11 protein-coding genes are annotated in these 13,657 nt (G+C 51.2%); all 11 read right to left on the bottom strand.

Going from position 1 to position 13,657, the window contains the following annotated elements; all coding sequences use genetic code 11:
* Positions 1–46 precede the first annotated feature (46 nt).
* The gene (locus ABFD83_08150) at positions 47–1,129 is read right to left on the bottom strand and encodes a dipeptide epimerase (protein MEN6357037.1); all 1,083 of its coding nucleotides are present in this window, start codon (positions 1,127–1,129) and stop codon (positions 47–49) included.
* Complete coding sequence (locus ABFD83_08145) at positions 1,119–3,104, bottom strand: ATP-binding protein (GenBank protein MEN6357036.1); 1,986 nt, start codon at positions 3,102–3,104, stop codon at positions 1,119–1,121. Before ABFD83_08145 ends, ABFD83_08150 begins: the two co-directional genes overlap by 11 nt.
* Positions 3,105–3,219: 115 nt before the next feature.
* Positions 3,220–3,819: a MarC family protein gene (locus ABFD83_08140; GenBank protein ID MEN6357035.1), complete on the bottom strand. Its 600-nt coding sequence runs from the start codon at positions 3,817–3,819 to the stop codon at positions 3,220–3,222.
* A 35-nt stretch (positions 3,820–3,854) separates the two neighbouring features.
* Complete coding sequence (locus ABFD83_08135; protein ID MEN6357034.1) at positions 3,855–4,325, bottom strand: BON domain-containing protein; 471 nt, start codon at positions 4,323–4,325, stop codon at positions 3,855–3,857.
* Positions 4,326–4,408: 83 nt separating this feature from the next.
* Positions 4,409–5,146, bottom strand: a complete 738-nt coding sequence (locus ABFD83_08130) for an LptA/OstA family protein (protein ID MEN6357033.1) — start codon at positions 5,144–5,146, stop codon at positions 4,409–4,411.
* 1 nt (position 5,147) lies between these two features.
* Positions 5,148–5,723, bottom strand: coding sequence for an LPS export ABC transporter periplasmic protein LptC (lptC, locus tag ABFD83_08125; GenBank protein ID MEN6357032.1), 576 nt, complete (start codon positions 5,721–5,723; stop codon positions 5,148–5,150).
* Between the two features lie 53 nt (positions 5,724–5,776).
* Positions 5,777–6,628, bottom strand: a complete 852-nt coding sequence (locus ABFD83_08120; GenBank protein ID MEN6357031.1) for a hypothetical protein — start codon at positions 6,626–6,628, stop codon at positions 5,777–5,779.
* A gap of 228 nt (positions 6,629–6,856) precedes the next feature.
* Entirely contained in the window at positions 6,857–7,936 is a 1,080-nt protein-coding gene (gene csaB, locus ABFD83_08115; protein ID MEN6357030.1) for a polysaccharide pyruvyl transferase CsaB, read from the bottom strand.
* A 2-nt stretch (positions 7,937–7,938) separates the two neighbouring features.
* Positions 7,939–9,753, bottom strand: a complete 1,815-nt coding sequence (locus ABFD83_08110; GenBank protein ID MEN6357029.1) for a DUF5693 family protein — start codon at positions 9,751–9,753, stop codon at positions 7,939–7,941.
* 91 nt (positions 9,754–9,844) lie between these two features.
* The gene (locus tag ABFD83_08105; protein MEN6357028.1) at positions 9,845–10,627 is read right to left on the bottom strand and encodes a rhomboid family intramembrane serine protease; all 783 of its coding nucleotides are present in this window, start codon (positions 10,625–10,627) and stop codon (positions 9,845–9,847) included.
* Between the two features lie 274 nt (positions 10,628–10,901).
* Positions 10,902–13,364, bottom strand: coding sequence for a sodium-translocating pyrophosphatase (locus ABFD83_08100; protein ID MEN6357027.1), 2,463 nt, complete (start codon positions 13,362–13,364; stop codon positions 10,902–10,904).
* Between the last annotated feature and the right edge of the window lie 293 nt (positions 13,365–13,657).

The raw sequence follows: 13,657 nt of genomic DNA, 5'->3' as shown, positions 1-13,657 counted from the left end.
CAGATGCTGCCGGGAAAACGAATAGTTTCTCCGGCAGCATTTATCACTACTGCGTAATCTCGCATCCGAGTCCGGGCTTATCCGATACTTTGAGGATAGACCCGCGCCGTATTGCCCCACCCTTTACAGGCTGATCGGCAAGCAGCATATCGGAATCGAGATCAAAAACACTGAAAGCGTTTGTTCCACATCCTATATGGCACGCGGCTGATTGGCCGATCTTCGATTCGAGCATACAGCCGAACATAAGCTCAAGGCCCGCCGCCCGGCATATTGACTTTATCTCCAGCGCCCCCACCATGCCTGACTTCTGAATTTTGACGTTTATACCCTTGGCGGCTCCATAGTGTATGATATCAATCACATCTTTGGGAGTCTGCACGGATTCGTCGGCGAAGACGGGCACATTCGATCTCTCAGTGACATAACGCATCCCATCCAGATCGGCCGCATCAACCGGCTGCTCATATGCCCTGATTCCAAGTTTTCGTTCTAGGAGTTCATCAATAAATGCGACCGCTTGTGATGGGCTAAAAGCCTGGTTGGCATCTATGATGAACTTGCACCCAGGCGAGCCCTCAGATATTGCGACGACACGCGCAATATCCTCGTCTTTGTTTTTGCCGACCTTGACCTTGAACTGCTTAAAGCCGACCGCGGCAAGCTCTATTGCCTTGTCACGAGCATGCTCCGGCGGACAGATGGGAATGGTCACGTCGGTCTCAATTCTCAGGGGCGCTCCGCCTAGAAAGGCATACAAAGGGATTTTGAGGCTTTTGCAAAACGCATCAAAGATGGCCATCTCGATCCCCGCTCTGGCCGATTTGCCGTATGGAAGCACCTGCGCGAGCTTCTTGGATGATAGCCTGAACTCGTTTAAGCGCGCACCCCGCAGGGCTTGTGAAGCGGTATCGATATCGTTGAGCACACTGGTAATATCCTCGCCCGTAACATAGCGCACAGGCGTTGCTTCTCCGTAGCCGACAACATCACCCGAAATCAACTCGACAAGAACAATCGGTGATGATGTGGCGCGCCTCTGAGAGGTCTCAAATGCCTCGCGAAGAGGCAGGTCAATACAGCGCGCATGAATATAGTCGATATATTGCATAACCAGATTATACCGCACACTCAACCACTTTGTCCGGTGTAATCGGCAGTTTGAGAGTAAAAGTCGATCCGTGGCCTAGTTTGCTTTCCACACTTATCTCGCCGCTGAGGAACACCGCAAGGCGTTTCGCAATAGCCAGCCCCAGACCGGTGCCGACATTTCTTGGTTCTGAATTGCTTCCACGGCTAAACTCCCTGAATATTTCATCCAGTTCGGTTTCCGGTATGCCCGCGCCAGTATCAGCTACGGAAATTAAAACCCATTTGCCGTCTCTCACAGCGCTGATCTTAACACTTCCACTTTGAGTAAACTTGATCGCATTAGAAAACAGGTTTACTATAATCTGCCCCAGTTTTTGCTCGTCAGTCATGATAGAGGGCAGTTTTTCGGGGATATTGACGCTGACGCGCAATTTTTTGTTCTGAGCAAGCGGCATCATATTGCTCACAATCTGGCCCAGCATATCTTCGAGATTGACGCTTGCGCATTCAAGTCGCATTCGTCCCGCATCGAGCCTGCTCATATCCAGAAGCTCATTGACCATCGCAAGAAGCTTGTGCGAGTTGCCCACAACTCTGCTCAACTGCGACTTTTGACGTTCTGACAGAGGCTCCTCATTATCTTCCAGCAACAGTTCGGCGAAGCCGATGATGGATGTCAGAGGAGTTCGCAGTTCATGTGAGACACTGCGGAAGAAACGGTTTTTCTCCTCAATTGCAGCCAAGACTTTTTTGTTTTGCTCCTGGAGTTCTTTTGATCTGATATTTATTTCCTCTTCTAAGTGAATGCGCTCCGACATATCCCTGAAGACAGCCTCATATACATCAGCCTCAGTGTCATATGTCGCAAACATCTGAGCTGGAATTACGGAACCGTCCTTTCTGAGAACCCACGCATTCTCCATTGCTATGCCAGTCGTTCGCAGCATATCGGCACCATAGGCTCTCTCAAATTCATCCGGCGGAAGAATACATAATGCATTCATTCCAATGACCTCTCTCTCTGTGTAGCCGGTTTTCTCTAAAAACTTATGGTTTGCCGCCAGTATCTCGAACTTGCCGCTGCATATCAACATCAAATCATCGGAGTTGTTGACAAGACGTTTGTAGCGAGCGAGTTCTGACTCGGTCTCCCTAGCCGCGGTAATATCTTGAACAAATTCAAGGACATATCGAACCTCATCATACTCATCAACTACGGGTGCGGTCGCAACCTTGTAATGATGAGCGCCGCTTGAGCTTGAATCCAGGCGAAGATTACCTGACTGCGGTTTGCCGGTCTCAAATGTTTGCTCAACCATACAGCCCGCACATATCTGATCGCTTTTCCAAATCTCTTTGTGGCATACCTTGCCGCTAATATCTGCTTTTCCGCACATTCTGCCGAGCATGCGGTTGTGCCAAGCGATCCTCATGTCTCTATCTATAAGGACAAATGCCGCCGAAACGTTGTTTATCACATTTGTTATTGTGTTATCAACAAGCCGGAGTCTTTCTTCAAGCGCATGGCGGTCTCGGTTCACAACTTCGGACAGAAAAGTTGCGGATATCTTTTCCGAGAGTGTGTCGGCTATACTTCCTAAAATATAACCGCATGATCTAATCTCAGTCCTTGTCACATCTGGTGGCGGGGAGGCTGCCAGACATCCTTTCATGTAGGATTTTCCGCGATACCACAGCCATATTGGGTGAGCCACGGCCATTACGCCGTCCTCTTCGCTGCTTTGCTGCGATTTGCCGGTCTCAAGCACCTTTCCGGCAAGCGAGACAGTGCACGGCAGACACGTCCATTCTTTCAGTTCATACAGGTCGTCCAGAAGGCAAATATCTGAGCCCTGCCGGACAAAAATGCCGGCATCCGACTTGCCGTCCATACGAAAGGCATTGACGATTTCCATCGCGCTGTCTTGCTGCAGAAGATCGGTAATCCGTACGTTTTCAGGATCGCACAGGGGATTGTCCGGAGAGTTTTGTTGATTTGGAGTTCTTGCCAACTATAATGCCCTCACACCGAGCGGCTTCCAGCCTTTTTTAACAATTATAACAATATTGTCGGGCAATGTCAACAGTTGTCGCGCACTGAAGTCTCGGTTATCGCATATCTTAATTCTATCTATTTATTAAGTGAAGCACACCAACACGAATATAGCTTATGCCGATCGTCACTATAAGCACACCCATGAGACGGCTGACAAGCGCGGTCCCGGAGTCGCCTATTATACGGTGAATGATGCCTGTTGCCATAAATATAAGCAGACATACAAACATTGCAATGAGGGCAGCGAGGGTAGTTATCCAGACGCCATGGATAGTGGCAAGCACGACCGCAGCCGTAATGGCACCCGGACCGATCAGAAGAGGTGATATCAACGGCACAATCGCAGCGCGGTATTCCTGCGTCTGTTCGGAACTGACTCTGCCATGAACCACAAGATTGAGAGCAATGATTACCAGCAGCAGACCGCCACCGATACGCATATCATCGAGCGTTATATTAAACAGCGACAGCATCAGTGTGCCGGTGAATATGAACACCAGAAGTAAAATAGTGGCGCCGATGATCGCTCTGTAGACAAGCCCGCGTCTCTCCTTTGCGCCCAAACAGGAATCCAGACTCACCAGGATAGGCAGTGCTCCCAGCGGGTCAAGCACTATGATAAAAGCCACCGCAAGAGTCATCAGCTCGGTTATAAATGTTTGGAAATCCATAAAGGTAACGCTCGCGTAGAATCAGGCCGCTCGGTCTAATCCGTTTCTTCAGCCACCTGATCGAGAATGCCGTCCACTTCGAGGTGACTGATGACATCCGTGACGCCGGGTATCCACCACGCCACGCATTCCGCCTCGAGTTTCTGCGCGTACGAGGCCACCCTGCCCTTCAGCGTCACGACTCCGCCTCTTGCTTCGACATCAATCGGGTTCGCATCTACATCAATGTCACGAACGAGAAACTGCCTGACGGAGTTTTGCAGTTCTTCATCACTGCGGTCCACATAATTACGAATTGCAAGTTGATCGACAATCCGACCTATGCCCGTAGCAGCCTGCAAGTCTTCACAGGCGGCTCTTTTTTCCGCAGCGCTGTCGACCGTGCCTGACAAATACACAACCCCGTCATCAACGCGCACGCTGATCTCGCTCAGATCGATACGCGAATCGTTCCTAAGAGCAACAGTGACAAGTTCCTCGATTTGCCTGTCTTTGTGTGTGACCATTGAGTGAAGTCCCCCTCTTCGTATGCAGCATCCCAAAGTAGGGTTACCCTTCGGTCATCGCGTCAAAACTTGGCTGAGGCTTATCACTCCTCCATATCGATCTTGAACGAGCCGCTGACGTTGGTTCCTTCCATCTTCTCGTCACCCTTCTTGAGCGAAAAAGTGACCTGGTCCAGTGTCTCGAACGTCTGGCCATTCTCATCGACAGCCTTAACATGCCCGATGAGTGTGACCTTCTCAGCCTTGATATCATAGATCGCCTTATCAGCGCTTGCGGCCCTCTTTTCCTGCTTAAAAGAGACGCCGCCAGTGGCCGTGGCAATTTTTTTCTTATACTGATACTCGAGTTTGGGACAGGATATTGTGGTAGGCTCTTTGAGTTTGGCTTTTACGTCCTGGCTGTCCTTGTCCTGCCGCGCCTTTTGCTCTTCAGGTGTCAATTTAGGCTTAAGGAGCATCATCACATCGCCCTCGACAACACCCAGCCTTTTCTTAAAGTCGGCTGAGCCCTTCTTTCCGGTGATGTCGCACTCGGGGTCGGTGATCTTGACAGGCCCCGGAGAGTCGGCGGTGTTGGCTTTGTGGTCAAAGAGAATTTTATCTGATGTGAGCGTGGTATCGATATGGACGAACTTTACATTGCCGCTCAAAACGGCAGTGTTCGCATCTCCCCATTTGGCGACACTCGCGTCGGCACGGTAGAGGACATCCTCAGACTTTTTTGCGTCGGTTTTAGCTTTCGTTGTATCCTGAGCAGCGACCGATACAACTGCCGCAACCACAATTGCCGCAATAATAATCACAAGCGCCTTAATACGCATACTATCGCGCCTCCTGAAGTTCGTCAGCACCACTGAGCCTGATTCTCATACTTATGTTCCACATCTTCAACTCTTTACTTTTCAGATCTGCAACGAGCCTGCCGACGGAGGCATTGCCCCACTTTGTCTGAAAGCTCACTCCTCCCATGCTACGCAGCGAGGATGTCTGAGAGTTCCATACAAGACCGTTTCCAGCGACTTTCTGGCCGTCCTCACCTTGTATCTCCACGCCGCTGCTGAGAGCCAGGTTCTTGCTGTATGTGTCATAGACAGCCTCTCCGGCCTTTGCGTTGAGCACAACCTTTGAGCCGTCGTAAATCTTGCCGCCGCTGATCTTGCTGAGCTTTGCTATTGAGCGATTTTGGCCGATCTCAACTCTCTCGGCTTTGGCGCTCCACAGTTTGCCGTCATGGCCGAGACCGACAAGACGCACGTCTTCCATGGCAAGGACAACCGCGGGAGCCGCCTTGACACTGCTTCTCCCGGAATAGGGCGCATAGTGCCGCAGAGCCCATGCGAGCAGAACAAGTATTATCACCGCTGCCGCGGCTATTTGTTTGTGCAGTTTGTGTCCCATAATCAAAAAACTCCCTCCCGCAAAATGCAGAAGGGAGGAGTGTTCACAAAGCCTTAGAATGGAGGAGGAGGAAAATCGTCATCATCGCCACCACTACCACCACCGGAACCTGAACTGGTGATCACCGAAATAACGCCGAAGTCAGTCGATGTATTATTATATATGCTGTTCGGCACAGGTATCGAACTCTGCGCAAGTGATGTGGAGCCGTTATATGATACCTTCAGACTGCTCGGATAATCGGATCCTGCTTCGCTTGTATCAATAGCAAAAATATGATCTCCGGGCAATAACGTATTGACTGCCGCATCAAGCCCCAGGTCAATCTCAAAGTAACCCTTGGCTCCCGTGTACGCCGTATACGCCGGGGTGCCGAAGCTGACCTTGACCCCGGATATACCCGTTGCAGTAGAGGAGCTGACTATTCTCCCGGTAAGGATCGTGTGCATGCTGGTATACGGAATCGGCGGCATTTCATCTCCGCTTACACTTATTGTGAAAGTCCCAAGATCGGTGGTTTCGCCGTTGCGTACGGCCGCAGGAACGTTGATATTGTTTGCAAAGAAGACCTGGCTTCTATAAGCCACTGGATAACTCTTTGAAAAACCTGTGCCGGCGCCACTTGGATCAATCTGAACATACGCCGGAACACCCGCCGAGGCAGAACCGATATTCAGTTTGAAGTTGCCGCTTGAGTCAGTCGTCGTCTTTATAGTGGTTGCACCTAGTTTGACGACAACATTTGCCACACCGGGCGAGCCCGACTGCGTACTTACCACTTTGCCGGTAATAATGCCGTCTCCCAATGTGGTATTGCCGGCTGTGGAGCTTCCGCCGCCTCCACCGCAGCCTGCCATGGCCATGACAAGCCCGGCAGCTAAGACCAATATGAAGTACCTTCTCATTAATGACTTCTCCTCGAAAAACAGAAGTTGGAAGCAAGAGGTAAAAATCTTCAACCGAACCTGCTCCCCTCCCGGGGGAAAGGGTTGGGGTGAGGACGCAACCTCTCAATTATCATTTCAAGCGATACGTTATAAACCTCGTAAATTATACTCGACTATACCCACGTAGGCAAGTAGGCGGGATTGATACTTGACCTCTATTGCGCTTATGTCTTTGACCGCTTTTTTTCAGCTAATGTTCCTTAGAAATTCGGCGACCATCTCCCCCGACTCCACCGCTTTCGCGCGCAGACGACGAGCATGCTCTCCTGCACCGGCACTGAGCGTCTCACGATCTGTCCAAGCTTGAATGACGGCATTCTTTAGTTTGCCGGAATCGGGCGTAGTCACGTCCATAGCAGGCTCTCTGCCGATGGAGGCCGCGAAGGCGCTTATTTTGGGATCATATGCGATTGGAACACACGCGACACCGACATCGGTCGCAAATATCAAAGAATGCAGTCTCATTCCTACCAGCAGGCCGCATTGCGCAATTATTCCCTTGATTATCCGCGCATTTCCTCCACATTCAAGCATCACACCCTTTGATATTTTCATGCTCACTTCCCGGTCCTCGGATTCCTGCATCGGGATCACTACCGGCGTAATGCCAAGCTCCTCACAGGCGGCGGATATGCCGTCAACAGCGGCGGCAAGCCAGCTATTACTCATCCATGACCTCAGGGATATGCCGATGAGATCTCTACCCTGCAAGCCGTGTCTGTCCAGCAGGTCGCCGGCGGCCTCGATATCCGGCTCGATAAGAAAAGAAGGGTCGCATGTCACATGGATCGGCGGGACACTTACACCCATGGACTCCAAAAGCGTTCTTGAATCTTTGTCGCGCACGGTAATGAGCTTTGTCTTGTTGAGAATGCGTGCGGCGCTTCGACGAATACCGGGCCTTTCCAGCGGGCCGATGCCCTGCGCATAGACTATTGTCGGGCGGCGCAGAAACTGTGCAAGCCTGAGAATGAACAGATAATATTGCGCAGACCTGGCGCTGGTGGCATCCTGAAGCAGGCTTCCTCCGCCGCTGATAACCAGGTCGGCTCTTCTCATAGCCTTTATAACCGCCGGTATGCCGTATCTATGCACAGACAAGACTCCAGGATGCTCAGCAATCGTGCGATCCGGATCAGCCGAAAGCACGGTGATCGCAAGGTCCAGCCCAAGCTGACGAAACGCGGCAAGCATACCGGCAAGCACGGCCTCATCACCCGTATTGCCGAACCCGTAATAACCTGAGATTACAATCCTCTTTGACATCTTCACGCAGCCTGTTCGCGAAACAGCCGGCACAGAATAAAACCGATCAGCCCGCCGACGACCGCACCGTTAAGCACTCTGATCAGACTCAAAGCAATAGGAGTGTGGATGTGGCAGAACGTGTTGAGAGCAGATACAAGCCCTATGGAGCCTATCACAATCAGCGGAGCGGCCCAGGACCGGTGGCCCTTGAGCGCAAAGGCTATGCCCAGGATCAGCGCAGGATAGCCGATCAGGAACTCCTTGGTGCGAGGGCGGACGTAGAGGACCTTATCCAGAATGGCTCTTAATTTAAGCTCAAGGGGACTCACCCCTACCCCAGCGTCATTACCGGACCTGGCGACCATAATGCCCACAACGACCAGCAGCACAGCCATAAGCCCGACCTGCCAGATCAGCATCGGGTTTGCCGACACTTCCTTAAGTGTGCGGATAAACTTTTCCTTTTGAGCGCTCCATGTGGCTTTGACCCAAGCTACTTGCGAACCGTAAAGCAGCGCAAGTATGAGCACCGGCAGCAGATGCGCGAACTTGACACCGGCAAACTGATTGATCCGGAGCATAAATTCTCTTTGACTGAGCAGCCCGACTATAAGCATACCGCCCGCGGCGACTGTCATAACCGCGCCCGCAAAGCGCCCCAGTATTCTGCAATAGGGCATTGGCATGGTCTTTGGTGAGTCCGGCGATCCTTTGGTAACATTTATAGCCGCAAGGACCGGAAAGACCAACGCCGATAGCAGAGCCACAGCTTTCTGACCCATAGCTCCGACTCCGGCCAGACCGGCACAGCCTGCGATTAGTATGATAAACCAGATTGCAGCAGCCGTCGCCGAAAGATCGACCAGCGCCAGTATCAGAAGCATAGCCCCGGCTGCAACACCGATTCCTACGATCATGCGCACGGGTCTTGGAATCACGAGTTCATCCACCGGATGCGCAGCCTTGAAAGTATATCCGCCGCGCCGGATACCGCGGGCAATCGCGCCTACATATTTCGTATTGTCTGCAACGAGGTCACTTGAAGAAGTATCGTACATGCGCACGTATACCATACGTACGCCGCGTTCGCGGACTGCCTTCTGGAACCTCTCGACAATGCTCGGTTCGTCCATAGTCGGCATCTCATTTTGAGTGATGCTGTGAACTGTAATCAGGTTGGCAGGCAGATTAACGGCGAGGCTTTCTTCGCCCTTTTGCTTGGAGAACTCGACTCGTCCAAAATACAGGTGGTTTCGCCGAAACGCCTTAGCAGTATCCTTGACGGCTCCCTTAAACCCAAGGACCTGGTCGCCGGAAAATATCACGGTCTTTATATCACCGTGCCTGACATCCGCAAGAATGGCATTTACCGCATCAGGGCTCGCGCCTATATAGTTCACAAGCCTGGCCACAGGAATCAGACCGGTATCACGCACTGTCTTCAATGCATCCTCATCCAAGCCTATGGGGATTTGCATTATATAATCCATCGGGATGGAGGCATCCAATGTAAGGTATGTAAACGACTTACCGGAGCCGTCCTTGACAGGTGTGCATATTATGCGATCAGCGAGCAGAGGCAGCGCCATTTTGAGATGCGAGATAATCCGTCCCGCTTCAGGTCCCGCAACGGCAAAATGCCGCTCACTGTATGGAACAACCGACTTCGCATCGATGGCATCGGCCATGGTCTGCTCACTGATAGCCACGCTTGTTGCGCCTGCCTGCTTGAATTTAAGCGCAGCATCCTTTGTAGATATGCCTGAGGCGGCTGCCAGTTCCTGAATCTCTTCGTAATCAAGGACAAGCTCAACCGCCTTATTCCTCGATTCCAAGCGAGCCCTGCTTCCAGCAACAAAACAAGACCCTGCAAGCCCAACGATTAGCAACAATACTGCAATAACCTGTCTTTTCACATCCAGCACCCTATTCCCATCTGCGCGAAGTATAATCATAGGTAGATTGACGCCTATAATAGCGCCTCTGGCTTCTTAGCCTGCGCCCGCCGAACATAATTATCATTGCAACTCCTGCAATAAAGCCGCCCACATGCGCACCGTAAGCTACCCCTCCGTTGGCCATTCCGCCGCTTCCAGCCAGACCGAAAAGCTGAGTCGCAAACCATACTCCGAGCACAAACAAGGCAGGCACATCAATAAATGTCCAGAAGAAACCCAGAAAGACAAGTGTTCGTATGTCCTGCCTGGGATAGAGTATGAGATAAGCTCCCAATACACCTGCTATAGCTCCGCTTGCTCCAACAGTAGGCACGGTAGAGTGTATGCTCAGCATTACATGCGCCACTGCCGCAATAGCTCCACAGGCTAAATAAAAGAAAAGAAACTTGGCATGACCCAGGCTGTCTTCGATGTTGTTGCCGAATATCCACAGATATAGCATGTTGCCGCCTATATGGACAAGACTGCCGTGCATAAACATAGAACTGAAGATCGTGAGCCAGCGCGGGTGAAGACCGGTGTATGTTATCTCCAGCAGCTTCTGCGCCCCATCGGCCAGAACGGGAATTTCCCTGGTGACAGGCGCGCCGGAGAGCAAAAAGCTCGGGATCAATGACCAGTCGTATAGCCTGCCGAACTGGCCTATTGCTCCCAGTTGATCATATACATACACCAGTATATTAAGCAATATGAGGACATAAACCACGTATGGCCTGGTTCGAGTCGGGTTGTCATCGGCAAGTGGGATCAAGTGTCGGCCTTTCTATATGGTACTACTGAAAACCAGCGTTAATTGTACCACAATCCGCGTGGGTGTGGAAGCAATTTCATTGTAAAGGGATGCATCATAAGAGTAGATATGCAGGGCTGTTCTGAAGGCGAAGCAATTGTGACTAACATTAATGAATAAACCGATTTTCCGGGCGATTGCTTCGACCTACAACCTTGCATTCATCAACAAACCGTACAATAAAAGAGGCGGGAAAAATATCTCCCGCCTCAGCGTATATTCACCCGATAACAGCTTAGACTGTAACAGCCTCTCGCTCGTCCTCAGGTGTTGAACTAGGGTTTGACGGACCAGCCGTATCTACGTTGATTCCACCGCGCTTGCTCCAGAGCGTCGCACCAACAAGAGCGAGCAGCGCGATAATCGTAACCGTCGCGCGCACGACAATTGACATAGGCTGGATAACAATCGGAGCCATCAGGACCGCGACCAGGTTCATAACCTTGATCATCGGGTTTAAGGCCGGACCGGCTGTATCCTTGAACGGATCGCCTACAGTGTCGCCGACTACAGCAGCCTTGTGCTCAGGAGTACCCTTGCCGCCGAACAAGCCGTCTTCGATCTTCTTCTTAGCGTTGTCCCAAAGACCACCCGCGTTGGAAAGAAGAACAGCCATCAACTGGCCGGAGACGATTGTTCCGGCAAGGAATCCGCCGAGAGCCGCTGCGCCATTCATTTTGCCGAAGCCGAGGCCAAAGCCGACCAGAATCGGAGCGCTCACAGCCAGAACCGCAGGGCTCATAAGCTCTTTCTGAGCAGCAGAAGTAGAGATAGCGACGCACTTCTGATAGTCAGGCTTGCCCTTGTCTGAGCCGGATCGAGGATCATAGTCCATAATACCGACGATCTCGCGGAATTGTCTGCGGACTTCCTGCACCAGGTCAAACGCCGCGCGGGTAACCGCGTTGATTGCGAATGAACAGAACAGGAAAGGCACAGCGCCGCCGATAAGCAGGCCGATGAAGACGTTTGTAATATCGATACGAATACCAATATTCAGCAGACCCGCGTCAGCCATAAATGATCTGTAAAGAGCCGTTGCTGCGATAACAGCAGTCGCAATGGCAAGTCCCTTGGTCAGAGCCTTAGTGGTGTTGCCAACCGCGTCGAGCTTTGCAACGATCTTTTCAGCATTGGAATCCTCACCCTCGTCCTTAAGAGCGCCGGACATCTCGAAGATGCCGTTGGCGTTATCGGAGATCGGGCCATAGGTATCCATAGCAAGCATGAATCCAGTGGTCGTAAGCAAACCGAGACCGGAAAGAGCAATTCCGTATGCGGACATCGCCGGGTCACCCTTGAAAAGAAGGACGCTGGCAAGGATCGCAAGACAAATCGCTACAACGCTCCATACACTGGACTCAAGACCGGAAGCAAAACCGGAAAGAATGATAGTTGCAGGACCGGTTTTTGCAGCCTTGGCGCATTCTGTAACCGGCTTGCCATCAATTTCAGTGAAGTGCTCAGTCAGCTTGTCTATAATCAGAGCAAGGATAATACCGCTGAGGTTTGCACATGCAAATCTCCACCACTCAAAACCAGTGTTCTTGACTTCAACACCAAAGACATAGTAAGAAAGGCCAAAGAACCCGGCGATGGAAAGCAATGAAGCCACCATAAAACCAGCATTGATCGGCTTCATCGGGTTCATATTCATATCGTCTTTACCCTTGACCGAGTAAATACCAATGATCGAAGTAACAACACCGATAGCTCTGATGAGCAGAGGATAGACAACCAGTGCAAGACCGGCAGCACCCAAACCGAGTGTTGTAGATGCGGCAGCACCAAGGATAATAGCGGCAACCAGAGTTACTTCATAGCTCTCAAAAATATCTGCAGCCATACCGGCACAGTCACCGACGTTGTCACCGACGTTGTCTGCGATGGTAGCAGCGTTTCTGGGGTCATCCTCAGGGATGCTCTGCTCGACCTTGCCAACCAGGTCTGCGCCTACATCAGCAGCCTTGGTATAGATACCACCACCGATCCTCATAAAGAGGGCGGCCAGACATCCACCAAAACCGAAACCGACAAGAACTTTCATTGATTCATTGCCGAAAAGGAAGAATACAAGACATGCGCCCAGAAGGCCAAGTCCGACAGTCGCCATACCGGACACGCCGCCCGCTCTAAATGCAACATAGAGAGCTTTCTTGAAACTCTTGAGAGCGGCATTTGCAACACGGACATTTGCACGCACAGCCATCATCATTCCGATGAAACCAGCAAGATAAGATGCGGTTACACCAAGGATAAATGCAAGGCTGACACCAATATAAATTGGAATTGCGTGAAATACCCGGTCTGTTCCCTGGAATCCAGGAATGTTTTTATAAAGGAATGCAAGACCAATAGCAATAACGACAACAAACCAGATCATTGTCGATATCTGCTTCTTCAGATAAGCGAGAGCGCCTTCCTGAACGGCCTCAGCGACTCCCACCATACCTTTTGAACCCGGATCTTCCCGGTTTATGGCTCTATACCACCCTAAACCGAACAGCAGGCCGATAATCGCGCAGATGAATACTGCGATAACTGAGGGCCACATAATCGGCAGCGCCTCGAATTTCGGAAGCGTAATTGCTTCACTTGCGAACGCCGCTGACGGCAGCACGATGCCCAGCAGAACCATCGAGACCAGCCCGATAAGCATCCTGCCAAGCCTGCTATGAGTCTTAGACTCGCAGTGCATGTTTTGACTTCCCCCTTTGAAAAGTACTTATTAGACAAACAAAATGCCGCTTCTCACTCAACTGCTGCGAGACTCGCGGCGACTTTTGAAATGGAATACAATCTTGTATCCCTCAAAATTATAAGGCAAGGCTGAGGCCGTGTCAAGAAAGCCGGCGATCCGAAGTGCATCCCACATTCAAGGTATTCTGTTCGCTAGCGCTATAAATTTGGATAAACATCAATTCCCGCAGTAAATGCGCGCTGTAGCTGCGGGAACTCAGGTATGTGATAATCCCATTGAAAGTAATAACC

The sequence above is a fragment of the Armatimonadota bacterium genome (assembly GCA_039679645.1).
In the GTDB taxonomy this organism is placed as follows: Bacteria; Armatimonadota; UBA5829; order UBA5829; family UBA5829; genus UBA5829.
The sequence above is the reverse complement of the archived record's forward strand: the minus strand, read 5'-3'. Positions and strand labels throughout refer to the sequence as shown.

Coding starts and splice junctions, on each gene's coding strand:
- csaB (MEN6357030.1), bottom strand. CDS start 7,936: ATGTCAAAGAGGATTGTAATCTCAGGTTATTACGGGTTCGGCAATACG.
- ABFD83_08100 (MEN6357027.1), bottom strand. CDS start 13,364: ATGCACTGCGAGTCTAAGACTCATAGCAGGCTTGGCAGGATGCTTATC.
- ABFD83_08140 (MEN6357035.1), bottom strand. CDS start 3,819: ATGGATTTCCAAACATTTATAACCGAGCTGATGACTCTTGCGGTGGCT.
- ABFD83_08120 (MEN6357031.1), bottom strand. CDS start 6,628: ATGAGAAGGTACTTCATATTGGTCTTAGCTGCCGGGCTTGTCATGGCC.
- ABFD83_08135 (MEN6357034.1), bottom strand. CDS start 4,325: ATGGTCACACACAAAGACAGGCAAATCGAGGAACTTGTCACTGTTGCT.
- ABFD83_08130 (MEN6357033.1), bottom strand. CDS start 5,146: ATGCGTATTAAGGCGCTTGTGATTATTATTGCGGCAATTGTGGTTGCG.
- lptC (MEN6357032.1), bottom strand. CDS start 5,723: ATGGGACACAAACTGCACAAACAAATAGCCGCGGCAGCGGTGATAATA.